Source organism: Halosimplex halophilum, from assembly GCF_004698125.1.
Lineage (GTDB): Archaea > Halobacteriota > Halobacteria > Halobacteriales > Haloarculaceae > Halosimplex > Halosimplex halophilum.
This window is the reverse complement of sequence record NZ_ML214297.1, coordinates 1,354,439-1,378,721: the sequence shown is the minus strand read 5'-3', so window position 1 is coordinate 1,378,721 and position 24,283 is coordinate 1,354,439. Positions and strand designations below refer to the sequence as shown.

At 64.6% G+C, this 24,283-nt stretch carries 24 protein-coding genes; 15 read left to right on the top strand and 9 right to left on the bottom strand.

Annotated elements, in window-relative coordinates:
* The first annotated feature begins 3 nt into the window (after positions 1-3).
* Positions 4-327 carry a hypothetical protein gene (locus E3328_RS07000; RefSeq protein ID WP_135363873.1) on the top strand — a complete coding sequence of 108 codons (324 nt, stop codon included), beginning with the start codon at positions 4-6 and terminating at the stop codon, positions 325-327.
* 224 nt (positions 328-551) lie between these two features.
* Here E3328_RS07000 and E3328_RS06995 read toward each other — a convergent pair whose 3' ends face one another.
* A complete protein-coding gene (locus E3328_RS06995) occupies positions 552-2,426 on the bottom strand; it encodes an acyl-CoA carboxylase subunit beta (protein ID WP_135363872.1) in 1,875 nt (624 codons plus the stop codon).
* 153 nt (positions 2,427-2,579) lie between these two features.
* On the opposite strand from E3328_RS06995, the gene E3328_RS06990 reads away from it, so the two are divergent.
* Positions 2,580-5,081 (top strand): hypothetical protein, encoded by a 2,502-nt coding sequence (locus E3328_RS06990; RefSeq protein ID WP_135363871.1) that lies wholly within the window; start codon positions 2,580-2,582, stop codon positions 5,079-5,081.
* A gap of 11 nt (positions 5,082-5,092) precedes the next feature.
* Here E3328_RS06990 and E3328_RS06985 read toward each other — a convergent pair whose 3' ends face one another.
* Both E3328_RS06985 and E3328_RS06980 read right to left on the bottom strand, forming a co-directional pair.
* Entirely contained in the window at positions 5,093-6,019 is a 927-nt protein-coding gene (locus tag E3328_RS06985; RefSeq protein WP_135363870.1) for a class 1 fructose-bisphosphatase, read from the bottom strand.
* On the bottom strand, positions 6,016-6,822 hold the full coding sequence (locus tag E3328_RS06980; RefSeq protein WP_135363869.1) for a class I fructose-bisphosphate aldolase: 807 nt from the start codon (positions 6,820-6,822) through the stop codon (positions 6,016-6,018). Before E3328_RS06980 ends, E3328_RS06985 begins: the two co-directional genes overlap by 4 nt.
* 272 nt (positions 6,823-7,094) lie before the next feature.
* On the opposite strand from E3328_RS06980, the gene E3328_RS06975 reads away from it, so the two are divergent.
* Together E3328_RS06975 and E3328_RS06970 are read left to right on the top strand one after the other, a co-directional pair.
* Positions 7,095-7,955, top strand: a complete 861-nt coding sequence (locus E3328_RS06975; protein ID WP_135363868.1) for a 3-hydroxyacyl-CoA dehydrogenase family protein — start codon at positions 7,095-7,097, stop codon at positions 7,953-7,955.
* A gap of 60 nt (positions 7,956-8,015) precedes the next feature.
* A complete protein-coding gene (locus tag E3328_RS06970) occupies positions 8,016-9,371 on the top strand; it encodes a hypothetical protein (RefSeq protein WP_135363867.1) in 1,356 nt (451 codons plus the stop codon).
* Between the two features lie 313 nt (positions 9,372-9,684).
* On the opposite strand, the gene E3328_RS06965 is transcribed toward E3328_RS06970, so the two are convergent.
* The 4 genes from E3328_RS06965 to E3328_RS06950 all read right to left on the bottom strand — a co-directional run bounded on the left by E3328_RS06965 (position 9,685) and on the right by E3328_RS06950 (position 12,845).
* The gene (locus E3328_RS06965; RefSeq protein ID WP_135363866.1) at positions 9,685-10,677 is read right to left on the bottom strand and encodes an aldo/keto reductase; all 993 of its coding nucleotides are present in this window, start codon (positions 10,675-10,677) and stop codon (positions 9,685-9,687) included.
* Positions 10,678-11,248: 571 nt separating this feature from the next.
* A complete protein-coding gene (locus E3328_RS06960) occupies positions 11,249-12,295 on the bottom strand; it encodes a tyrosine-type recombinase/integrase (RefSeq protein ID WP_135363865.1) in 1,047 nt (348 codons plus the stop codon).
* Positions 12,292-12,582 (bottom strand): hypothetical protein, encoded by a 291-nt coding sequence (locus tag E3328_RS06955; protein WP_135363864.1) that lies wholly within the window; start codon positions 12,580-12,582, stop codon positions 12,292-12,294. The genes E3328_RS06960 and E3328_RS06955 overlap by 4 nt, the downstream gene beginning before the upstream one ends.
* A complete protein-coding gene (locus E3328_RS06950) occupies positions 12,579-12,845 on the bottom strand; it encodes a hypothetical protein (protein WP_135363863.1) in 267 nt (88 codons plus the stop codon). Before E3328_RS06950 ends, E3328_RS06955 begins: the two co-directional genes overlap by 4 nt.
* A gap of 785 nt (positions 12,846-13,630) precedes the next feature.
* Between E3328_RS06950 and E3328_RS06940 the strand changes: the two genes are divergently transcribed.
* Positions 13,631-14,176 carry a hypothetical protein gene (locus E3328_RS06940; RefSeq protein ID WP_135363861.1) on the top strand — a complete coding sequence of 182 codons (546 nt, stop codon included), beginning with the start codon at positions 13,631-13,633 and terminating at the stop codon, positions 14,174-14,176.
* The gene (locus E3328_RS06935) at positions 14,151-14,951 is read left to right on the top strand and encodes a hypothetical protein (protein ID WP_135363860.1); all 801 of its coding nucleotides are present in this window, start codon (positions 14,151-14,153) and stop codon (positions 14,949-14,951) included. Before E3328_RS06940 ends, E3328_RS06935 begins: the two co-directional genes overlap by 26 nt.
* Positions 14,952-14,963: 12 nt before the next feature.
* On the opposite strand, the gene E3328_RS06930 is transcribed toward E3328_RS06935, so the two are convergent.
* Both E3328_RS06930 and E3328_RS06925 read right to left on the bottom strand, forming a co-directional pair.
* Positions 14,964-15,218: a DUF7692 domain-containing protein gene (locus E3328_RS06930; protein ID WP_135363859.1), complete on the bottom strand. Its 255-nt coding sequence runs from the start codon at positions 15,216-15,218 to the stop codon at positions 14,964-14,966.
* Between the two features lie 260 nt (positions 15,219-15,478).
* Positions 15,479-16,126, bottom strand: coding sequence for a hypothetical protein (locus E3328_RS06925; RefSeq protein ID WP_135363858.1), 648 nt, complete (start codon positions 16,124-16,126; stop codon positions 15,479-15,481).
* Positions 16,127-16,221: 95 nt separating this feature from the next.
* Here E3328_RS06925 and E3328_RS06920 point away from each other — a divergent pair, with 95 nt between their 5' ends.
* From E3328_RS06920 to E3328_RS06875, 9 genes are all read left to right on the top strand, one after another.
* On the top strand, positions 16,222-16,779 hold the full coding sequence (locus E3328_RS06920) for a GIY-YIG nuclease family protein (protein ID WP_135363857.1): 558 nt from the start codon (positions 16,222-16,224) through the stop codon (positions 16,777-16,779).
* 70 nt (positions 16,780-16,849) lie between these two features.
* Positions 16,850-17,296: a DUF8023 family protein gene (locus tag E3328_RS06915; protein WP_135363856.1), complete on the top strand. Its 447-nt coding sequence runs from the start codon at positions 16,850-16,852 to the stop codon at positions 17,294-17,296.
* A gap of 6 nt (positions 17,297-17,302) precedes the next feature.
* On the top strand, positions 17,303-17,569 hold the full coding sequence (locus E3328_RS06910) for a hypothetical protein (RefSeq protein ID WP_135363855.1): 267 nt from the start codon (positions 17,303-17,305) through the stop codon (positions 17,567-17,569).
* The gene (locus E3328_RS06905; RefSeq protein WP_135363854.1) at positions 17,566-17,754 is read left to right on the top strand and encodes a hypothetical protein; all 189 of its coding nucleotides are present in this window, start codon (positions 17,566-17,568) and stop codon (positions 17,752-17,754) included. The genes E3328_RS06910 and E3328_RS06905 overlap by 4 nt, the downstream gene beginning before the upstream one ends.
* Complete coding sequence (locus E3328_RS06900; RefSeq protein ID WP_135363853.1) at positions 17,751-19,670, top strand: Env/VP5 family phage fusion protein; 1,920 nt, start codon at positions 17,751-17,753, stop codon at positions 19,668-19,670. Before E3328_RS06905 ends, E3328_RS06900 begins: the two co-directional genes overlap by 4 nt.
* Positions 19,671-19,677: 7 nt before the next feature.
* Complete coding sequence (locus tag E3328_RS06895) at positions 19,678-20,613, top strand: DUF8063 family protein (protein ID WP_135363852.1); 936 nt, start codon at positions 19,678-19,680, stop codon at positions 20,611-20,613.
* Positions 20,613-21,419 (top strand): hypothetical protein, encoded by an 807-nt coding sequence (locus E3328_RS06890; protein WP_135363851.1) that lies wholly within the window; start codon positions 20,613-20,615, stop codon positions 21,417-21,419. The genes E3328_RS06895 and E3328_RS06890 overlap by 1 nt, the downstream gene beginning before the upstream one ends.
* The gene (locus E3328_RS06885) at positions 21,412-22,584 is read left to right on the top strand and encodes a hypothetical protein (protein ID WP_135363850.1); all 1,173 of its coding nucleotides are present in this window, start codon (positions 21,412-21,414) and stop codon (positions 22,582-22,584) included. The genes E3328_RS06890 and E3328_RS06885 overlap by 8 nt, the downstream gene beginning before the upstream one ends.
* 595 nt (positions 22,585-23,179) lie before the next feature.
* Complete coding sequence (locus E3328_RS06875) at positions 23,180-24,265, top strand: glycoside hydrolase family protein (RefSeq protein ID WP_135363848.1); 1,086 nt, start codon at positions 23,180-23,182, stop codon at positions 24,263-24,265.
* The last annotated feature ends 18 nt before the right edge of the window (positions 24,266-24,283 follow it).

Genomic DNA, 24,283 nt, shown 5'->3' with positions numbered 1-24,283 from the left:
GACGTGACCCGCGAACTCGGCCGCTGTCGCCACTGCGGGCGGGTGGTCCCCGCGGCGACGGTCTGTCGGGCCTGCGGCTACGACGCCGACCCGGAGCGCAACCGGCGCGGGCGGTTCGCCTGGGGACTGATCGGCGTCCTCCTGACGCTGACGGTCGTCGGCGCGCCGGTCGGGCTGTGCTGTCTCCTGAAGGCGGCCGGCCACCACCGCGCGATGACCGGCCGGGTCGTCGCCGACGCCACCCGACCGCCGCTCGCGCTCGCCGTGGTCGACGGGGTCCGCCGGCGGGCCCGCGGCCTCGACGAACGCGACGGGGGTGGCACCTGACGTGCCGATGCGCTGTCGCAACTGCGGCGTCCGCGGGCCGGTCATCGGCCGCGACCGCGAGTGGACCCCGCTGAACGACGCCGCGACCCCGCGCCGGCTCTACGAGTGTCACCACTGCGGGCACCGACAGCGCCGGCGCGGCGCTCGTCACTGACGGGCGACGGGGGCCGTACCTGCCGCTCGTCGCCGCCCCGCCGCTCGTCGCCGTCTCAGCAGCCGACCGCCTACAGCACCGTCCCGTGTTTCTTGTCCGGGCGCTCCTTCTCGACGGACTCGTAGAAGGCGAAGCGGGCGGCCAGCTCCTCGCGCAGGTCGCTCGGGGGGACGATCTCATCGATGACGACCTCGCTGGCCATCCGGTGGACGTCGATGTCCTCGCGGTACGCCTCGCGGAGTTCCCGCTCGCGGCGCTCGCGCTCCTCCGGGTCGTCGATGTCGTCGAGCTTGTTCGCGTAGACGGCGTTGATCGCCGCCTCCGGGCCCATGATGGCGATCTCGCCCGACGGGAGCCCGATGGTCGACTCGGGGTCGTAGGCGGGACCGGACATCGCGTAGATGCCCGCCCCGTAGGCCTTCCGGACGACGACGCACTGTTTGGGGACGGTGGCGGCGGAGGTGGCGTAGATCATCTTCTTGCCCGCTTCGAGGATCCCCTCCTTCTCGACGTCCGAGCCGGCCATGAACCCGGGGGTATCGCAGAGGTAGAGGAGGGGAACGTCGAAGGCGTCGCACTTCCAGACGAACTCGGCGGCCTTGCGGGCGGCGTCGGGGAAGATCGCCCCCGCGCGCTGGGCGGGCTGGTTGGCGACCACGCCGACCGGTCGGCCGTCGATCCGGGCGAACCCCGTGAGTATCTCCGGGCCGTACTCCGGCTGGAGCTCGAAGAAGGTGTCGGCGTCGACGACCCGCTCGATCAGCCGCTCCATGTCGTAGCCGCGGTTCGGTTCCTCCGGGACGACGCCGTCGATGCCCCCGGGCGACTTCGCGGGCGCGCGGCCCTCCGTCCGCGGCGGGTCCTCGTCGCTGTTGTCCGGGAGGTAGGATATCAGCTGGGCGACCAGGTCGCGGGCGTGGTGTTCGTCCTCGGCGACGAGGTCCGCCGACCCGGAGTGGCGAGTGTGTACGTCGGGGCCGCCCAGCTCGTCGAGGTCGATCTGTTCGCCGGTGACCATCTCGACCATCCGCGGGCTGGCGATGGCCATCGCGGACATGTCCCGGACCATGACGGTGAAGTCGGCGAAGACGGGGGTGTAGGCCGCGCCGGCGATGCAGGGACCGTAGAGGACGCAGACCTGCGGGACGCGGCCCGACAGCATCGAGTGGTTGTAGTAGTACTTGCCGATGCCCTCGCGGTTGGCGAAGAAGCCGGTCTGCTGGTCGATCCGGCCGCCCGAGGAGTCCATCAGGTAGAGGACCGGCCGGCCGGTCTTCAGCGCCCGCTGTTGCATCCGCAGGAACTTCTCGACGCCGTGTTCGGCCATCGAGCCCGCCTTCACGGTGAAGTCGTTGGCCATGAAGTGCACGTCCCGCCCCGCGAACGCCGCGGCGCCGGTGATGAGACCGTCCGCGGGCAACCGGTCACCGTCGCTCCCGCCGTTCCCGTCGCCCTCGCCGTTCCCGTCACCGCCGGTCTCGGGCGAGTCGGCGTGCCACGCGTCGAAGTTGGCGAACTTGCCGTCCTCGAAGCGCAGCCCCGAGGGGTCGGCGGTCGCGTCGCGCTCCGCGGGGTCGACCTCGCCGGGCACCGGGTCGGTGTCGCCGAACCACAGCTCCAGCCGGTCGCGGACGAACAGCTTCCCCTGTTCGGCCAGCCGCTCGCGGTACTTCTCGGGGCCGCCCCGCCGGATGTCCGCGATCTCCTCGCGCAGCGCCTGCTCGCGGGCGGTCGGGCCGAGGGCCTCGTCGGCAGTCCCGCCCGCCGACTCGCCGCCGGACGGGGCCCCGGCCGACTCCCCCTCGAACTCGTGGACGACGGCCGGCTCGTCGGCGTCGCCGACGTACACCTCCACCCGGCCGTCCCCCGGGACCGTCCGCTCGATCGCCGAGGCGATCGCTTCGGCCTCCTCGACGGTGGCGTCCTGGGCGATTCGGACTCGCATACCTCACACCTCGCACGCCCGCGGTAAAATATGCCGCCCCGCCCGGCGCCGACGCCGTCGCCGCTCGAAGGCCGGCGGAGCCCCTCGCGGCGGATCTCAAAGTTGATACCCGCGGACGAACGGGTAAGTAGGTGAACGGCGAAGGTCGCGTCAATGCGTCTCCGGTCGCTCTCCGTGGTGGTGCTGGTTCTCGTGTCGGTCGCGGCGCCGGCGGTCGCCGCCGGTGGGGGCGCCGACAGCGCGAAGCCGGCGGTCGACATCACGATCCGGTCGACCGACATCGGCGACGGGGACACCTACGAGGCCGGGACGGACGTGGACATGACGGTCAACGCAACTGTCGGCGACCGCGCGGTCGACGGGACCGAGCTCTCGGAGGTCGTCGTCCGGGTCAACGGCGAGCTCGCCGAATCGATCGAGGTCAACGGGACGAGCGTCAGCGAGACGGTCGAGCCGACGCTGTCGAACGGCGAGAACTCGGTGCGGGTCATCGTCACCGACGACGCGGGCGCGGTCAACGCGACCGCGTTCACGGTCCGGAAAGACGCCGAGGCGCCCCACGTCTACCTGACGAGCCCCTACGACACGGCGCCGTGGAAGTCCATCGGCGACGGGACCGCCAACGGCTCGCGGGCCACGATCGCCGGCAACGTCATCGAGTCCTCCGGCGTCGAGAAACTGCAGATCACCCGCACCTTCGACGGGCAGCGCTCGACGCGCGTGCTCCGGGACGTGGGCGAGAACTTCTCCGTGGAGATGCCGCTGGGCTACGCCGAGAGCGGCAACGCGACCAACGAGTTCCGGCTCACCGCCACCGACGAGTTCGGCAACGTCCGGATCTACGCCTTCGATATCAGCGTCGAGGACCGCCGCGCGCCGGCAATCTCGGTCGAACCGTTCCCCAACGAGACGGCCCGCAACAAGGTCCACCTCGCCGGGACCGTCACCGACGACGTGCGGGTGAAGTCGGCGAACCTGACGCTGCGCGGCCCCGACGGCAACGTCACCGGCGAGGAGACGATCGCCGCCGAGCGCTCGCGGGCGCTCGACCCCGACCGGCTCTCGGTGTCGTTCAACGAGTCGCTGTACACCCTCTACACCGGCACCTACGAGGCGACGGTCTCGGCGACCGACGCGTCGGGGAAGACGACGACCCGGACGGTCGAGATAGAGCGGGTCCCCCAGTCCGAGCGCGACGTGGCGCCGACGATCGCCGTCGACCGCGACCGGACGGTCGTGCTGGGCGACGAGCGACTGTTCCTCGCCGGTGCCGCCTTCGAGGGCGTCACCGAGCGCCTCGTCGTCGAGACGCGCGCGGCGGCCACCGGCGAGACCGTCGACTACCAGGTCGTCCACTCGGGGTCGCGCAGCCAGCGCGTCGAGTTCGACCGCGAGGTCGCCATCGACGCGGACCGTACGACGGTGATCGTCCGCGCGACCGACGCGAAGGGGGTCGAACACACGGAGGAGTTCGTCGTCGCGGGGGCCGCCCGCGAGACGTTCGTCGGCGAGACCGAGGCCGACGCGGGCGACGACGACAGCGGGACCGACTGGCCGAGCGTCAGCGTCGAGTCGCTGCGGGACGGCCGCGCCGGCACGGCCAGCGCGTCGGTCGCCGTCCGCCGGGCCGCCGCGGGGACGACCGTCGCGGTCCCGGACAACGCGTCGCGCCCGGTCGTCGCGACGGCGAACGTCTCCGTCGAGCGCCTGCGGATCGGCGCGGCCGCGGACACGAACCTCACGGCCACGGTCGTCGCCCGCGAGCGGACGGGCGCCGCTCTCAGCGGCCCCGCGGGCGCGACGGCCGCCGCGACCGTCACCGTCCAGCACTCCGTCACCGACGCCGTCGACGGGGTGACCTACGACCTGTCGGTCCGCCGCCCGTACCTCGACGCCCACGGCCTCGACCCCGCGAACCTCACCGTCTACCGGCTCTCGGGCGGTAACTGGTCTGCTATCGGGACCAGCGTCGTCGAGAGCGACGACGACCGGGTCCGCTACCGCGTCGACTCGCCGGGGCTGTCGGTGTTCTCGCTGTCGACCGACCCCGCGCTGGCCGCGGCGAACGGGACGAACGGACCCGCCGGCAACGGAACGGCGGGCGACGGGACGGTCGCGAACGGCAGCGCCGGGAACGGGACCGTCGCGAACGGGACGAGCGGCGACGGAGCGCCCGGCAACGGGACGGCGCCGGACGACGAGCCCGCGGGCGAGGCGACCATCTTCGTCAGCAACGTCACGGTCAACCGGACCGCCGTCGCGGTCAACGAGTCCGTCGCCGTCAACGTCACGCTCGCGAACAGCGGCGAGGCGAACGGCACCTACACCGCCGGGCTCCAGACGCTCCACGACACGAACGTCTCGTTCGTCGCCAGGGAGTCGGTCGCCGTGCCCGCCGGCGAGCAGCGGCGGGTGAACTTCACCACGCAGTTCGCCAGCGAGGGCAACCACACCGTGATGGTCAACGGCACCCGCGCGGGCCCCGTCGTCGTCGGCGGGGGCGGCGGCCTGCTGTCCGTCCTCTCGGTCTTCTCCGTCCTCCCGCTGCGGCTCATCGGGATGGGGCTCGGCGGGCTGGTGGGGCTGGGACTGGTCGTGGTGTTGCTGCGGTTCGTCCTCGGGAAGGTCGGCGGCGGCGAGAGCGCGAACGGGTGAAAAAGCGGCCGTTACGACAGCGTCGCCTCGACTCGGTCCACGAGTTCGGCGTTCCCGAGATACACCGGGCTGCGCTCGTGGAGCCGGTCGGGATCGGTTTCGAAGAGGTCGCCGTAGCCGTCGGAGACGCGGCCGCCGGCGGCCTCGACGACGAAGCCGACCGGGGCGCACTCGAAGCAGTGGCGGAGCTTGCCCTCCGGCGTGTCTTCGAGTTCGGGGTAGGCGAAGATCCCGCCGTGGGTGAGCACCTGCATCACGTCGGCGATGAACGCGCCGCCGTACCGCAGCTTCAGCCGGTCGTCCTCCAGCGCCTCGACGGCCTCGGTCACGTCGTCGGTCCAGTCGGGCCGGCGGCCGCCGAAGGCGTAGACCGTTGGGTCCTCGGGCAGGGTGAGCCCCTCGCGGAGGAGTTTCCGACCGTCGTCAGCCTCCCCGTCGCCCTCGCCGTCACCGCCGGCAGCGTCCTCGATCAGGTACTCGTCGACGCTCTCGCCGTCGGAGACGACCATCGTGGTGTTGGGGCCGTAGAGGACGAACGCGGCGGCGACGAGGCGGTCGCCGGTCGTCGGGACGGGCTCGTCGTAGACGCTGACGATGGTGCCCATCGGGTTGTTCGAGGTGAGGTTCGAGGAGCCGTCCAGCGGGTCCAGCGCGAGGTGGAACTCGCCGCCGTCGTCGGCCTCGCGTGCGGCCTGACGCTCCTCGGAGGCGTAGCTGGCGACGGAGTCGAGCGCGAGCAGCCGCTCGGCGAACAGCTCGTCGGCGTACTCGTCGGCGGCGCGGACCTTCTCGCCGCTCGGGTTGTGGCCCTCGACGTACGCGCGGCGCTCGGGCAGCGCCGCGCGGACCTCGGCGGCGGTGTCGCGGACCACGTCGAAGACGGCGTCGACGGTGGGGTGGCCGACCCAGTCGGCCGACGGTGGGAGCTGCTTGCTCATGGTTTGGGGGCCGCGGCGTCGAGGGCCTCGTCGACGGAGGCCTCCTCGAAGATGACCTCTTCGAGGGCGTCGAGGATGCGCCGGGGGTTCTCGCGCTGCCAGACGTTGCGGCCGACGGCGAGGCCGGCGCCGCCGGCGTCCATGACGGCTTTGACGCTCTCCAGGAACTCGCGGTCGCTGGTCTTCGAACCGCCGGACATCAGCACTTTCGTCGGGCCGGCCATCCGGGTGACCGTCTCCATGGCCTCCTCGCTGCCGGGATACTTGACCTTCGCGATGTCCGCACCGAGTTCGAGCCCGAGGCGGGCGGCGTAGGCGACGACCTCCTCACTGGAATCGTTCTTGACGGCCTGGCCGCGGGCGTAGGACCACATCACGACGGGGAGGTCGTACTCCCGGGCCTGCTCCTGGACCTCGCGGAACTCCTCGAACATCTCGACCTCGCCGTTGACGCCGGGGTAGACGGTGAATCCGATGGCCTCGGCACCGAGTTCCTCGGCGGCGTACTCCACCGAGCAGTTGACGGCGCTGTCGGGCTCGCCCATCCAGAGGTTGGACGTGCCGTTGAGCTTGGCGAGCAGCGACACGTCGTCCTCGTAGGAGGGGTAGTAGGCCTCGGCGACGCCCTTGCCGACCGCCAGGGAGGTGACGGCTGGGTGTGTGGCCACATCGAAGACGTGTTCCGGGTCCGCGCTCTCGGGCTGGGGGTCGAAGTCGACCGGCCCGTGCTCGATACCGTGGTCGTACGCCAAAACGAGTACTTTCCCGTCCCGCGTGACCGGAGCGTCTGCGATGGGTCGCATTACGGATACGCGTACACGGACCGAACGTATATATCTTCTTTCTGACACTATTTACTACCGGCCGAGTAAACGATTGGGGCGTGCGTGGCGTTCACACGCGCTCGGAGGGCCGAAATCGGTCGCGTTGAAGTATCCGGAAGGCGCGACGGGATGAAGTGGCAAGTACTCGAACACAACTCGACGCGTAGCGCGGCCGCCGGGCGAGAGAGCGTTCGACGGAACCGGTCGTCGACCGGGAGTAGGCTTACGCCGGCGGCGGGCACAGATGGGGTATGCGCGGACTCGATGCGGTCGACACCGTCGGCGTCGTCGGCGCCGGCACCATGGGCAGCGGGATCGCACAGGTCGCCACCCAGTCGAGCTACGAGGTCGTCCTCAGGGACATCGAGCAGGACCTCGTCGACCAGGGGATCGAGAACCTGACAGAGGGGCTCGACCGCCTCGTCGAGAAGGGGACGATCGATGAAGCGGAAGCCGAGACGATGCGCGACCGGGTGACCGGGACGACGGAGATGGACGACCTCGCCGACGCGGACCTGGTGGTCGAGGCGGTCGTCGAGGACATCGACGTCAAGCGCGACGTGTTCGCCGACCTCGACGACGCGACCGACGACGACGTGGTGCTGGCCACGAACACGAGCACGCTCTCGATCACGACCATCGCCGCCGCCACCGACCGGCCCGCGAACGTGGTCGGGCTGCACTTCATGAACCCCGTCCCGGTGATGAAGGGCGTCGAGGTGGTCGTCGGCGAGAAGACCGACCCCGAGGTCGTGGAGTTCGCCCACGAGTTCGCGGAGGCACTCGGCAAGGAGACCTGGGAGGCCGACGACAAGCCGGGGTTCGTGACCAACCGGATCCTGATGCCGTGGATCAACGAGGGGATCCGCGCCTACGACGAGGGCGTCGCCGCCAGGGAGGACATCGACCGCGGGATGGAACTCGGCACGAACGTCCCGATGGGGCCGCTCGAACTCGCCGACCACATCGGCCTCGACGTGTGTCTCCACGCCTCCGAGACGCTCCACGAGGAGCTGGGCGACCGCTACAAGCCCGCCTACCTCCTCAAGCGCAAGGTCGAGGCGGGCGACCTCGGGAAGAAGACCGGGAAGGGCTTCTACGAGTACGAATAGGTGAAACGACCGGCTGACCCTCCGGAACCCACTTGGGACCGGCGAGTGAGCGGGCAGACGATGACAGCCCGTCGTTTCGTCCTCCTCGGTGCGGTCGCCGTCCTCCTGGTCAGTGCGTCGCTCGCGGCGGTCGCAGTCGGACCCGCCGCCGCGGCGCCGCCGCCGGAAGCGGTCTGCGGCGTCTGCGGGGACGGCCTCGCCGACGCCGCCGAGGACGCGGGCGTCCCGCTCACCGTCGAGTACGGCGCGGCGACGATCAGCGTCCGCGAGGACGGGAGCGGACGCTGGCACGCCCGCGTCCGGGTCGACGACCGCGCGGCCGACCGGCTCGCGGCGAACGCGACGCTCCGCGAGCGCGTCGTCCGCGCGAGTCTCGACCGCCGCTCCGTCGTCGACGACCCGCGGAACCTCCATACGGAAGTCGCGAACGACACGCTGGTCGTCACCTTCACCCAACCCGGCGTGGCCCACCGGAGCCTCGGCGGGGTCGTCCTCGTGGACCTGCTCGACCCGCGGGCTCGCCGTGCCGGGCTGGCCCTCGAAGCCGACCGGCTCCGGATCGAGGGGCCGAACGGAACTGTCGTGAGCCGCGCGCCCCCGGGCGCGACCGTCGAGGACGGCGCGGCCGTCTGGCGTCCCACCGACGAGCAACCGGGACTGGGGAGCGACACCCGCCTGGCGTTCGCCCCGACGGACGGTCCCGGATCGCGGGCGCTGACGACCGCCGGGTTCGTCGCCTTCGGCGTCTCACTCGCCGAACCGGGCGCGCTCGCGCTCGGCGTCGCGCCCGCGGTTCTGCTGGGTTCCCTGTTGCTGGCGTTGCGGCGCTGGGGCGGCGAGTTGCCCGCCGTCGATCCGTCGCCCCTCGGGAAGGGGATCGCGGGGGGCGGCGCCGCGGTCGCGGTACTCGCCGGCGCGGCGCTGGCCGGTCCCGTGCTCCTCGACGCCGCCGTCGCCGAGACCGTCGCCACCTTCGCCGCGCTGTACGCGCTCGTCGCCGGGGGCGCGATAGCGCTGGACCGCCCGTCCGCGCGCGCCGCGCTCGCGTACACCCTCGGCGCATCGACGCTCGTCGCCGTCGCGGCGAGTACCGTCTCCCTCGTCGCCGTCCAGACCGCGCTGCTGTCGGTGCCCGCCGCGCTCTGGTTCCCGCTCGGCCGCGCACGCGAACGGGACCGGACCGTGAGCGCTCCCGTCGCGGTGGCGCTACTGGCGTCGCCGTTCGGCGCCGCCGTCCTCTACGCGCCGTCGGCGTCACCGCTATGGGGCGTCCTGCTGTCCGCCTTCACCACGGTCCCGTGGACCGCCGCGACCGTCGCGTTCGGGTTCCCGCTCTATCTCCTGGGTCGGGGCCTGGGCGACGACGCCGGGTCCGTCGACGGGAGCGAACGGACGAGCGGCGCGAGCGCGGGCTGATACGGATTGCTGTGACTGTTTGCCGCGACGACCGCCCCACAGCGGGCGCTCGATGCGGTAATGACTTACAGCAGTCCGTATGAGCGGCGGTCGAGCGCGCGGCGGAACGGCTACGAGCGACGAACCCGCCGTTTTCGGGTGGAGATCCGGCCGACAGCGTTGCGACTGGCCGGCCGTGATCTCCGGCTGAAACGCACCCACGGAGCGCTCCCGAGCGCTCCCCACTCGACGGGAGACGACGGCGACGGGAACCCCTAAGAAGATTTCGGAGTGGTCCGCTCGGACGGCAGTCTGCACCGGACTCGCCGACCCGTCACCAGCGGTGGTGGACGTAGTCGCGGACGTGTTCGTCGTAGATGTCCCGGACCGCGCCGTGTGTCTGGTGGCTGAGTGGGTCCAGTTCGGCGGCGGCGTCGTTCTCGGCGACGTGCTCGGGCGTCGTCGACCCCGGGATCACCGTCGAGACGGCGTCGTGGTCGAGGATCCAGCGGAGCGTGAACTGCGCCATCGTCGCGTCGCCGGGGACGAACGGCCGCAGGTCGTCGACGGCGGCCAGGCCGTCCTCGAACGGGACGCCCGCGAACGTCTCCCCGCCCTTGCGGCCGACGCCGGCGTCGACGCCCTCCTCGGCGGCCGTCCGCCGGTGGTCCCCCTCGTCGAAGTCCTCGGGACCCTCGAAGGCGTCCGCGAGCAGGCCCGACGCCAGCGGGACGCGGACGATGATCCCGATGTCCTCGTTCGCCGCTCGCTCGAAGAACCGCTCGGCCGGGCGCTGGCGCAGCGGGTTGAAGATGATCTGCACCGACTCGACGACGTCGTGCTCGATGGCCTTGTCGGCTTCCTCGACCTTCTCGACGCTGACGCCGGCGTGGTCGATCAGCCCCTCCGCCTTGAGTTCCTCCAGCACCCGGAAGTTCTCCGGGTCGTAGAACGCCTCCGTCTCCGGGCAGTGCAGCTGGACCAGGTCCAGCGAGTCGACGCCGAGCCGGTCGAGCGAGCCCTCGACGGAGGCGCGCAGGCCCTCCTCGGAGTGGCCGCCGTCCTCGTCCGGCGCGGCCTTCGTGGGGACGTAGATCTTCCGGTCGGGGTCGCGCTCGTCGAGCACCTCGCCGATGAGCCGCTCGGCGCGGCCCTGGCCGTACACCTCGGCGGTGTCGACGAAGTTGACGCCGTCGTCCAGCGCCGTTCGGATGGCCTCCCTGGCCTGCTCGTCGGTCACGTCACCCCACGACGGGCCGACGTTCCAGGTCCCGAGGCCGATCTCCGTCACGTCCCAGCCTGTCGAGCCGAACTCGCGTGTGTCCATACCCGAAGTCCGGGCCGCTCGGACGAAAAAGGTGGCCGATCCGGCCGATGGTTCCCCTTCGGCGCCGGGACGGCGCGACCACTCCGCCGCCCGAGCCTAAAAAACAGCTACTAGCGTCGACTCATCTCGGGAGGTCTCGGTAGGTGTCGTCGTTCGTTTCCGTCGCGAGCCGGTCGGCGAGATCCAGCAACGAACTCGCGACATCGATGGATGATCGGGCCTCGTTCAGCCGAACAGGGGTGTCCTCAGCGGCGAGTGCTCGAAGACGGTGGAGGGTGTCAGCTCACTGTGCGCTTCGACGGGGAGCCCCTTGAGATAGGTCCGGCGTGCATCGGAGGTCCAATCGGCGATCTCGAACCCATCGTCCTCGACGATCGTCCCCCGTTCCCGGAGGTCGTCGGAGTCAGTAGTTGTGCCTCGACGGAGTCGACGAAATCAGGTCGACCGAGGAGGGGACTCCTCTACGAGCGGCGTACCGCAGTCCGACGAATGTTACCGTCACGCAGAATGATGGGCGCTGCAGGCCCCCACAGCCCCAATATTCGGTACTTTCGTGGATTCAGGTTGGGTGTTACTCATCGTCGATGAACTCCCATCGGCGGTCTGCCTTCTCGCGCTCGTTCGCTCGGTCGTAGTGCTTGTCGAGGATCTCTTCCGAACAGTCGAGACGGTCCGCGACCACGCCACGCGGCACGCCGTCGTTCCGGTACTTCGTCACCCGCCCCTTCCGCACGTCGTGGGTCGAGCGGGCGGACGGGCAGGAACTCATCCCGGTGTGACGGGCGTACTCGCAGGTATCCGGGTCCTCGTCGTGCGGGCACTCCTCGCCGATCTTGCACGGCCGGGTCCAGCGGTAGAACGCGTTCCGGATACATGTCGCCGACAGACGGCCGGCCTTCGTCGTCACGAGCGGCGTCCGGCCGTGTTCGTCGGTCGCTTCCACACGCGGCCCATCGATGTAATCCTGTAGGACTCGCGCGACTCGCTGGCTGATACGGTTGTACCGCTCCCCCTGGTCGTCGTTCTTGAGCGGGGTTCCGGTCTCTGGCCGGTGTCGGTACCGCAGCCCGGGCTCGTCGCTTTCGAGCTCTACGTCGCCCAGGTCGAGCGCGCGGACCGCGCCGAGTCGGGCGCCAGTGTGCCACACCAGGACCCAGATGACGTGATCGCGACTCGCGTACTCGTAGCTGCTCAGGTAGTCGAGAATCGGCGGGACGCGCTCCGGCGGGAGCCACGAGTCCGACACCTGTTCGTTCCGGCTCAGGGTCGGTAGCTGGACCTTCTCGTACAGGTCCTGCGGGACGGCCTCGATTGACGCACAGGTCCGCAGGAACGACCGTATCGTCGTCAGGGCCGTGTGGACGGTCCGGGCCGCCAACTCGTCTTCGCCGCGGGAGTAGCCACCGTTACGACGCCACCGCCGGAACTCGTAGATGTCCCGGCCGGTCACCTCGTCCATCGAGTCGATGCCGCCCTCTTCGCGGCACCACTCCACCCACGCCCGGAGGTGGCTCCGGTGGCCCTTCTCAGTCCAGTCCGCGGCCGTATCCTCCAGGCTATCAAGATGAAGCTCGACCGCCTCTTTGGGCGGGATAGAGACGAGATCGTCGTCGCTCATCGTCGCACCCCCAGGGCTTCGAGCGCGTCCTGCAGCATCTCCTCATCGGCGCCGTTGGCCGCGTGGACCAACTGGCGGACGAGACGCTCGTTTTTCGGACTCTTCGGCGGGTCCGGCCAGGGGACACCCCGAACCTCCACCCACAGGTCATACATCGCTCGCTCGTCGAGGACGATCTCGACGCGCTCATCTTCACAGGTGACCGCCAGGACCCACTCGTCCAGATTCCGAGTCGGTCCGTAGCTCACCGATGGACGCTCGTCGGAGACGACAAACTCGCGCGTCACGCCGACCCCTCCCGATAGTCGAGATCACGGTCGTAGGGTCCGGCGGGCGTCAGCAGGCGCACCTCGTCACGCCGGAGTAGGTCATCGTTCCGCTTGTCGCGCAGCTCGTCGAAGACGCCATCGACGCCCTCGGCGCTGGCGCACTTCGAACACCAGAAGTGGTGGTTCGTGGGCTCCCAGGAACGGTGCCCGCGGGGACAGGTGAACCGCCACCGGTCGTGGCGGTCCTCGATCTGGACGACTTCCTTCTCGTTTTCCGACATAGCCGGGCGTGACTGAATGTCGGGGACGTAAAAGGGGTAATCCAGACGCGCGTGGTGAAAGTGAAAGTAAAGCGATTCAGCCCCCGTCCCGGCAAAATCGCGGATTTCACCGGTGAAAGTAAAACGGGGTAGCGGGCGGTTCGTCGTGCCACCTGACTTACGGCGGCGTGCATCTCTCGTGGTCATGTGTTCGCTCGCGAGAGCGACACCCCGGCCGACGGGTAGGGTCGTCGGCTACCGACTCTTTCTCGCAGGACCTCCGGCCCGCCAGCCCGGTGTGACGCTCTTGGCCCGACTGTTGGACCAACCTCACTTAAATTTACTCAACGATTTCGTTGACTGTAGATAACGGATATGGTATCTACTGACAACGTATCAAAAACCGTTAACCAGAGTCAATCGATTCGCGGACCATGCGTCCGCGGGTGGACTGGATGAATCAGACCGATGACCGGATTCTCGAACTCTTAGATGAATCCGGGTTAGAACTCTCACCTGTTGTGATTTCGAGAAATCTTGATTACTCACGTTCGTGGGTGTCTCAACGACTTGCCAAACTAGCAGAATCTGACCTTGTTGAAGTGGACGACGGCAGTTATTACTGTATCTCCGAGAAGGGCCGAAGGTATCTGTCAGGTGAACTTGAGACCGATGATCTTCGTTTGGATGAGACCTGACTCATCTACACTATTGGCTCAGTGGAGAAGTATTAGTCAATCGATGTTTTGACGAGAGTGGCAGCACAAACTCAATAGTACTTGATCACATAGTGGATGTGAGACCAAATGGAAAACGATCCAGATATCGTTGTTCGCAATAGCAGTAGTGTGCGCTCCCAGGCTGAACATCTTGGATTAGAATCCCCAGAATCTCTCGTAGTTCTACCTCGAAACTATTTTTCAGCCGACGATGTGGATGAACTGAAGATGAATCAAGAGGCGCTTACTATAGAGAAGCTATTAGAGCAAGAAGGGGTTGATCCGGATGAACTCACAGAGTCAAACGAACGTCCAGTCACCCATGCTTGGTCAGCAGAGACGATCGGCCCAATTATCCATTTCACTGCCGAGTTTCTAGTTGAAAACTGGGACAGTGTCCTGACTGTTATTGGACTTATTGAGTCATACTATTCAACTCAACGTCACTCTTCAATAAAATTCAAATTTAGCGTGGAACACCCAGATGGGACTTGTAAACAGGTAGAATACGAAGGGGAGCCCGATAAACTAGAACAAGTTCTTGACAAGCTCGAAGTCGAACGCGACGAACTTATGGAATCTGATCCTGACGAGGCGGAGGCCACAGATGACAAGGAAACCGAATCTGCATAATACCTCGCAAAGGAGCCTGAAAGGGCCAGAGTTAGTTCACCGATTTGTTAAAACTGTTAACGATATTACGCCCGCTCGTTACTTTGTTCGTGCAAAACAGCATCAAAACGCCTCAATAGATCGGCTGTATGAACTTCAGGAGTATACAGTAGAAACAAAGAATGAGCTATCCTCGAACGGCAATCCAAATGATGCTAATCTGTTGTTGTCAATCGAATATATGGTCGGTGCTCTAATCGGAGAGTTAGAAATGATTGTTTCATTGAAGGAGAATCGTCCTAACGATGCGTGGGAACACCTGTTAGCATCACGAAACTCCGCAGAGGCTGCAGCAAGAGCACACCAAGTGGCTGAGAAAATGAATGTTGAGCCGTTTCTAGACCGACTCGATGCTTACGAGCACCTGTTGTTCCCGTCTATCCAATTTGTAAGTCCCGCGTTTGACGTTGGTAGTATGATCTGTTCTATCTGTGGCGAAGAGTATTCATCTTGCGCACACATCAAGGGTAGAGCGTATTCTGGCGAGATGTGTTCTGTAGAACTACGGGATATCCAAGGATTTGATCACCTTGCTCTCGTTGATGAGCCATATAGCAAAGCTCACAGACTGACACAAACAGCCTCCGGAAAGGACCTGATGACACTATTGCCACCAGAAGAATGCAACCAAGAAGATTCTATAGTACCTTCATCCGAGGAAGATGAACGGCCGTCTATAGATAACGAGGAACGTCCAACAGTTGATTCTGAGTTAGAGACTCTTGATAAGGAATGAAATCCAGGAAACTCACTTTTCAACCAAAATATTTTCTGACACCATTATCTCATAGGTACCAATAATACTAAGGGTCTCAGCGATCTCCTGCTTCTGCTCAATAGTCAAATCACCACGAGCAAGCACCATTCGGACCCGTTTGTCAATTCTTTGGGCGAAATCTGCCGACCGCATCAACGCAGTGGTCTTGTTGCAGTCCCAGAACTCGGCAGCCTGCTCGATGGTGTCGGTCCGGTGCGCATGCTTGCCGTCTTCGCGGATTCGCATACCGACCGCTCGTGAACACGAAGCCAAAATGCAGGTCTGAGCGAGTAACTGAAAGCCCGATTACTCTTAAACCTATACTGGCCCACAGCCCACGGCCATCGACATCCTCCACTCAGGGGGCCACACCGCCTCGAATATGCACACGGCCGATTCGCGTTCGTGTGCATATCGCGTCGAACGAATCTCTCGACGTGCGACAGCTGGGGGTCACAGATTCAAAACGGTCCACTGTCCTGAGAATCCAAAAATCCAACTGTCAATTAGAACCACTGGTCCGGCTGGTCTTCCAAGTTCCAGACAAGAATAGCTCCGCGTTGATGTACGTCGTGCTGGAGTCCCGAGAAGTGAGCAACAGCATCGATCGAGATCTTGTGTTCCGTCCAGCATTCAACTTCGTTAGCGAATTTCTCCGCGATTTCCCTGCTAGCTATTTCTGTCCCAGCACCGTTGACGGGGCGATAATACGGCGCTAGAAACGTCTTCGTTACCCGTATATCCGATTCTGCGAGCTTCGTTACGTCGTGGATGAACGAGCGTGGATTTCGGTCTTGATACGGATTGAATACCTTACTGAATCCGCGAGAGGAGGGGTTCTCGTTGGCCTTCTGAAATCGGAATAACTTCGCTTCACAGTATTCCTTTTCACCGTCTCGCTCGATTACGAGATCAGCGGATCGTCCGCTTGGATAACGAACCTCGGATGAATCCGATTTGGCGGTGGAGATACGACCATCGAATAACTCCTGTTCCCGGACTTTAGTTACCAGAGCATCTATCTGGTCGTCCTCGTCGTGAGGGCCAATCCCAGCGCCGTAGGTCCGATTTTCGCCGATCTCTTTATCCACCTCGTCAATAACATCAACAAATAGGTTGGCCACTTCACCGGTCAGAGTCAACGAATCGCCCATTACCACAGGCAATTATCGAGGCGGAGCTTGATTCTTGGGACTTTACTGATAGAGTTGTCGGAGGAAATATGAGGGCATGGTCAAACCCTATTGCCATGTCTGACATCAATTGGGACAAGGTACCGCGGAAAGGCGGCGTCTATTGTATGTATGACTTGGACGGGAACCCGGTGTACGTCGGATACGCATCTGAGTCCCGGTCGCGACATCTAGTAGCTCGATTACGCGAGCACTTTACTCAGCAAAACTCAAGCGCTGTAGCCCACGGACGTATCGATCTGCTTGACGTGTGGTACGTTGAGATCTGGGTCACATCTGAATGGGAATTAGCGGAGGACCAGCTGATTGCGATTAAAGATCCTGTATTCAACCGAGGAGAACCGGTTCCAGAAGCAGAGCCGATCGATATCCAATCCCCGGATTTGACGCTATCTATCTGTGACGACGAAGAACGGGAGACGAGATTAAAACCCCCGAACCGAATCCGCTCGAAGATGGATCATATCCAGCAAATGGTTGACTCTGACCAAATTGCGCTTGATGCCCTTACTCAGGGAGAGAAAAAGCGGATTGAATCGGCCCAGAATGCGGCTAAATACCACCTGTCTATTCTAGAATCCGCTATCGAGAGCCATTATACGGTTTCTGAGTAACTGCCGACCTGTCTTTTACTAGACCGTCGCCGAGCGTCGGCCGTCCGTCTCCTTGGCGGACGACCGAATCATGTTCGGACAAATCGACATGGAAGACGCTATCGCAGGCACCGTTTTCGCGCTGTCGGCGGCCGTGACGGCCGGCATCGCGACCATCACCATCCTCGGTCACGCCCTCTCGGGGAGCATCTGGACCATCGGCGGTTCGGGTACCGGCGCGGGCACCGAGATCACCATCGCGTTCGTGCTGTCGCTGCTGTCGCTGCTGGCCGCCTACGCGACCAATCGGATGGATTCGGCCGGCAAGGACATGGAAATCGACACGGACCTCAAGAACCTCGCGAAGGGCCAGGCGACCGCCGAGTCCTACGTCATGATCGGGACGGTCGTGCTCGTCATCGGCACCGGCCTCAACATCCTCGGGCTGCGCGAAGTCGTCCAGAGCGAGCCCATCATCGGCATCGTCTCGCTTGGCGTCCAGGCCGCCGGCTACTACGTCATCTCGTACCTGGGGTGAGCATCGATGGACCGCACCTTGGGCTATGGGCTCGTCGGGACCATCGGCGTCTCGGCGAGCACGATCGCCTCGGCCGTCGTCGGTGACCCCTTCCCCGTGGTCGTCCCCAGCATCGCCGCCGGCGCCGTCGTCGCCGGCCACCACCTCCGCGAACGGCGCGACGCTCGCGACGCCCAGCTCGAAGACGACCGCGGCGAGTCCGACCAGGAAGACGACCCCGACCGGGTGGACGTGGGCGACCCGCTCGGCATGCACGACGAGGAGGCAGCATGACGCTGCGCTGCCGCCTGCTGGGCTGTTCGATGGACCGCATCGACGAGGAACCCCTGACCGGCCGGCACCTGCTGGCGCGCTGTCGGTGCTCCCGCTGCAGTGACGAGCGGACGGCCGTCGAGCGCGTCGACCATCAGGCCGAGCCCGCGAGGACGACCGTCACGACGGTCGGGGAGGCAGCATGATCGGCCGCCGCGCCAGCCGGGCCCGCGAGGCGGCCGGCCCGGCCGTGCTCGCGCTGCTGCTCGTCATGTCGCTGGCCGCGCCGGCGTTGACCGGCCTCGCTGGCGCCCAATCCGACGCCTGGTCGGGGTCGGTCTCCGGCTCGCCCAACGGGGCGGTAGTCGACACGTCGGACGTGACCGGACGCATCGAAATCGAGGTGTCGACGCCTGACGGACCGAACGGCAACCACGTGGTTCTCTATCGCGACGAACACGAGGCGGCGGACACGGCGCAATTCGTGTTCGGAAACCGTGAAGCGTACGAAACCATCAACTTCACAGTCTCTCACGCGGGTCCGGCCGCTTCCGGCGAGCCGAGTTTCGGCGACCTGTCAAATGTCGGGTTGGTGGACACGCTGGCGAACCTCGTCAACAACAAACAGTCGAAGCTCATCGCAGGGACCGGCGGAGACCGAAACCTGAACTGTGGGCCAGTAGAGTCCATCTCTGGTGTACTCGGCCAACAGAAGGTTGTCGAGTGCATGGGGCTACCGGGCTCGACGACGGTCGACGAGAGTCTCGACCAGCAAGAAGTCAAACTGGAGATGTATCAGTCTCTCCAGAACACTCGGGCCCACGGCCAGGTTTTCTCGGACACGATGGACAACTACCTTGAAGATACCCGCGGAGCGGCGCTCTCCGAGGCAAATCTGGCTTACGTCCGTGCGCTTGAGAACGGCAGCAGCAAAGCCGCAGCGATGAGTGCGGCAAAATCGGCCGCAGCGGACTACTACGCCGCGAAACAGATACAATTAGCTCACGTGATGGACCAGGGGCTCCGCCAGTACCAGTACCTCAGGAGAGTGGCGGATAACGAGTCTGTCACGTCGAATTTCGTCCGGTTCTCTGTTGGTCCGCGGAGTGAAGACTACTCCGGGGCCATGCCGCTGTCGGTGACCGACCCGGACGCGACCGTCGGAACGGAAACCGTCGAGCTTGTCAATGGTACTACTATTGATACGCTGGCGATGACTTTCTCAAGTAACGGGCAAGTCCACATGAGCGACGGAACTCAGCAGGGATTCCAGTCGTCGGCGGATGGGACAGTCTACGCTATTGACCAGGGGCTCCCGCCGATGATGGACTACAAAAACACCGCAGCAGTGTCTGTCTCGGGTATTCGTGTGGAGAAACCGCAGTCTCTCGACAACCCGACCAACTACACGGTCATGCGCGAGGCGATGATCCTGTGGTCGGATATCCAGCAGCAGCAGAATCATGTAAATGACAATATCGGCACAATGGTTGACGGGACCTACGAGGAGTACCAGCAGGGCGACCTGAACCTATCCGAGATAACGACCGCTCGGACGCTCATGCGGGAGTATTCGCCGGGTACGAAAGACGAGTCCTATCAGACGTACGCGCTGGCCCGGCTGGCTAAACTCGGTGTCTCGCCGCCTGATGACCTCTCTGAGCAGAAGAACATGACCGTCCGGGTCGGCGGGCCGAACGGGACGGTCTACCAGAACGCGATCCTGGCGGCGGACAAGAACCCGCCGAGTGGCGGCTGGGAAGTCGGGAAAACGTACAACACCGCCGATATCGCGGGAAGCGAGTTTGTCGTCTCGAACCAGACGATGACTCGCATTCCGAACAATACCCGAGTGACGATAACCTCGGCGTACAACCAGTCTGGCGGCAAAATATCGTCGGTCACGTACCCTGACGTGAGCTATCAGACGACCTCGCTAGAGGGGCTTACAGGGGTGTATGACAAGCTATCCATGCTCAGGGCTGAACTCGCCGCATTAGAGCAAAACAACCGGGGAGGCGCCGGCGGCGGGCTCCTCGGCGGCGGGAACCAGACCGTCGTGCTCGTGCTCGTCGCTGGGGCGGTCGCGGTGGTCGTCCTCAGCAACGGCGGCCGGAGGTAACCCACCCATGCGCTTTTTCGTGCTCACAGTGCTGGCAGTGCTCGCTCTCGCGACCGGCGCGGTCGCCGCGAGCCCACAGCCCACGGCTCAGAACGGAACCGCCACGCCGAACGCCACCGCGACGCCGGCGGCCTCGACGCCGACCGCGACGACGATCTCCGCGACGACCACGCCGACGAGTTCCTCGCCCAGCTCTAGCTCGGCTCCGACCGCCACCCCGACCGCGGCGCCGACGCCGACGGCCACCCCGGCCGACGACGGCCTCGACGACGTGCTCGCGACCGACCCGGGGAACGCCACCGTCGACGACGTGCGCGAGGTCGCCGAGTGGGTCCGCTCTGAGGGAGCCGACCGCGGAGGCCGACAGGCGGAGCGCACCCGCCGGTGGCTCTCGAACGCGACCGGCGGCGGGAACATCTCACTCCCGGACATCTCACTCGGCGAGTCGACCGCGACCGCGACGCCGGCGCCGACGGCGAGCCCGACGCCGACGGCCGTCTCGGCGCCGGAGTCTGACGGCAACGTGACCCGCATCGACTCCGACACCGCGCTCGTCGGCAGCGAGTACCTGCCGGAGAAGGGCATCGCGAGGGTGACCGTTCGCTCCGAGGCGGTCCAAACGATCACCTTCTCCGACGGCGGGTTCCTCGCCGACGGCGGCGGCGAGGGCCGGTCGCGCTCGGAAGCGTTCGGTGCGGGCGAGACATCGACCGTCGCAATTCAGGTCACCGAGGCGGGCGGCCGCGCGGCGGTCGTCCTCAGCACGGACAAGACGCCGATCTACGGCGTCATCGTCAAACAGTCCGGTGGCGGGCTCGACGTGATTCGGGAGCTATCGGGCCTTCAGGGCCTCATCATCGGCGTCGTGGTCATGCTCGTCTGGATGATCATCGCCGGGTGGAACGAACTCCGGGGCGAGCGGGGCCGGCCGGAGGTGGCCTAATGTCCCAGAAGACCGCCCCCACATTCGATTCCCGGTGGGACCACGCCGTCTACCTGATTGCGGAGTTCAAGTATCTCGTCACCGGCATGGTCCTCGGAGCGATTGCGTTGTTCGCCTACTACCGCCCGGAGATTCCGACCCCGCCGACGTGGGCCGGCGCCGCCATCGTCGCCTGGCTCGTGCTTGGCATCCCCTGCTACCTGGCGGGCGTCGCTATCGCCCGCTGGTTGCGCCGGCGCAACTGGGTCGAAGTGCATCACATCGATGCTCGCGGAACCGACGGGAAGGACATCGAGAAGCACTACGTCCCGCCGCAGACCTGGCAGGACAAGACTGTCGACGGCCCGGACCCCTACCCCGTCAACGGCGGGAGTGCCTGGGCGGTCCATGAGTACGAGTATCTCGACGATATCGACGAACTCCGGGTGAAAGGCGTCTGGCTGTCGGGGTTAGAGGATACCCAACTCTACACCTCGCAGTCGATGATGGTCGACATGCACGGGTGGATGCTCGACCAGATCGAGAAGCTCGCCGACACCCGCGCGAAGTGGTCCCGCGGCGTCGTTCAGTACGAGAAGGAGACGGTCAACGACTTCGCAGAGGCGCGCGAGCGCGGTGTCACTCTGGACCGGACGGCCGGCAGTGAAGTGTTCGAAGACGTGTCGGGCGACGACGAGGATATCCCGAGTCTCGACGCCGACGAGATGCCCAGCATCGACGACTATACCGAGGGCCAGCCCGACGCCGACCTCAACGAGCGAATGGAGCGGGCCCGCCAGCAACAGGAGGCGATGAGCGATGACTGACGACAACGACGTGTACACCCCGGCACAGTACCGCGAGCACGTCGATGGGCATGGGCACAAAGACCCGCTAGCCGACCCCCACACCGGCCACGTTCGCGACCCGAAGCTCTCCCGCTATCTGTCGGTCATGCGGATGCACTACGACCCGACTGAAGCGGAGCGCCCGGGAGAGATGCCCGGCCAGGCGCAGGACCTCCAGGAGTGGAACGATGTGGTCGGCATCGAGACGACCGACGCCGGTCGGAAGGCTCTCCAGAACGGGGACATGCAGACGCTCAAGCACCAAACGGGAGACCAGGGCCAGCAGGCCGACATCTCCGGTATCAAGGCGATGGAGCGAATCGACGATCTCGTCTCCGGCCCCGCGCCAGTCATCATCGTCCTGGGCGAGATGGGCGCCGGTAAGACCAACTTCGCGAGTTTCCTTGGTCAGCGCCGCGAAGCCGTCGTCGAGGGCGACCATCTCGTCGGGACCAACATCGCGAGCCTGCGGGAGAAAGACCCCTGGATGGACGAGTACGGCGAGCCCCGAGACGGCTTCATTCCCAACTATCCGACGCTAAAAGAGTGGATTCAGCAAGACGGTGACCCGCTGCACAACGAACAGCGACCGAAAACGTTCATCGGTGACGAGTTTTCGGTCAGCGCCGGCGGCCAGGGGAAGCAGGGGTTCGAGGTGGCGCAGAAGATGGCGCCGTTAGTCTATCTTATCCGCAAATACGGCGGGGCGCTGATTTACATCGCACACGGCGAGAAGTCGATCCACCCGCTGCTGTGGCGAGTGGGGATCATCGTCAAGAAGGTCTCGAAAAAGAAGGCGCTCGTCGCTGAGAGCATCAAGAACGGCGAACTTGCCGACCTTCACGACGACCCCATCGAAGGCATCCCCGAGACGGACTGGCGATACAACGACAAGGAGGCGAGTGAGTGGGCGTGGGAGCGGCCGACTGACGACGAAGACGGCCCGGAGATGGACGAACAGACGGTCAAGACCGTCTCGATGTGGACCATCCGCGAGTGTATCGAATATCAGGATATGAGCCCGCGTGAAACCGCGAAATTCGTTCCATACAGCCACACTACCGTCCGAAACTGGTTCGACGAATACCAGAGCGGCGGCGAGAAGGCTGAATGGGTTTCGCAAGTGGAGGGAGTAATCGCATGAAAGCGGCGGGATGGAAACGTGTAAAGCGCAACCGTCCCCCGTATAGTAGTGGCCCACAGCCGGCCCTCGTTCCCTGTCGGGAAGCGAGAGCGACCGATGGGCCGGGCGCGCGGCGGGGGGCGCGGAGTAGATATATAAGACGCGCGACGAGCGCACGGAGCGCGTAGCGATGCCGAGCCACCGCGCCAATCACTACGGGACGCTCGTCGAGCACCAGGCCGCCAAGCGGTACCGACTCGAGCTGGAACGGTGTAGCTGGCATGATGCGCTCCGACCGGACGGAACACCCGTCGAAATCAAAGCCGCAAAACGAGTCCATGCAGACGGCCAACCCGGAAATTTCAAAATCTACGAGGAATATCATGCCAAACTCCGCAAAGCGAGCGGGTGGTACGTCTTCGCTCCCTATCGTGTCCGTGGCCGTGGGGTAGAGGTGCTGAAATGGGAAATGCGCCACTCGTCACGACTCCCTCGGCTACATTGGCATGGGGGTGGCGAGCATCGTGATAGCCGGCAGGCGAAGCTCGGGATCGGAGAGATGTTCTGAAAAGACCTAATTCAAAAAGCTAAATTGTCGGTGTAGACACTGGCCGGTATGCAGACAGAACGGGGCGCTCTGATTGATTTTGTGAAATATGGAGTGATCGTCGGGATCGTACTCGGATTAGTCGGGGGCGCGACGACGCTCTTTCTATTTGGAGGGTCACAAGACCCAGCCGATAGACGCGCTTGTGTCCAACCACCGGACGAGTTTGCGTGGAACTCAACCCAACCGGAGTCAGCGACGCCGAAACAGACTCTTTCAGGTTCGGGTGAAGTCGTGACCGAACAGAATTCGACGTATCAGATTGAGTATCGTGCTGAGCGAACGCGTAACAGCTCTGTATTCGCAGGCGTTTCACACGATAATCAGTTGGAGTGGCATGACGGAAAACTGTACTTGCTCGGTCAGTATCACTGCACTCACCTTTACAAATCAGACAGCGACACTGTCCCGATGACTGCAGACGGGTGGGAAATCAACCGGACAGACGTGTTCTATCGTGTGAAGCCCCCTGGCGACTCCGTTGACAATATGCTCCGTGCGAACGGTAGTTGGTACGCCTATTACAGTCGTAGCGTTCTGACAGGTGACTCTCTGAACGGGAATTGGAGCTGGTACAAGTCACTTCCAGAGGGTATCGACGATACGGGCGTATATCACGAGAATGGGACCTTCCACATGTTCTACGAGGCTGGTAACACAAGCGGCCTTTCCGGATCGAAAATCGGGTATGCGACATCACCCAACGGGATTTCGGACTGGACGATTCGAGAACCCGTATACCGTTCTGAAGATGGATTCAAAACAGGGGATTACGAGATTGTCAAACACGATGGGATGTATCTGGTCTTCGCGGATCGCTCGAAGGAGCACCCAAAGTACGACGTGGCTCTATTCGCGACGGCGGAACTCGGAACGAATCTGACGTATATCGGAAATGTCGCTGCACCCTTCCGAAATTCGTCTGTTCAGCCCGAGAAAGGTATTCAAGACCCGACTGTCGCCTACGATGAAACCCGGGAAAAGTTCGTTCTCTATGCCCATGCCCACGAAGAGCGTCGTCGTCTCCACGCTGCGACAGTCGATATCTCGATTAGCCGTAGTTCTGTCGGTACCATCAACCAGACAGCCAGTTAGCTGTTTCAAACCGGCCAG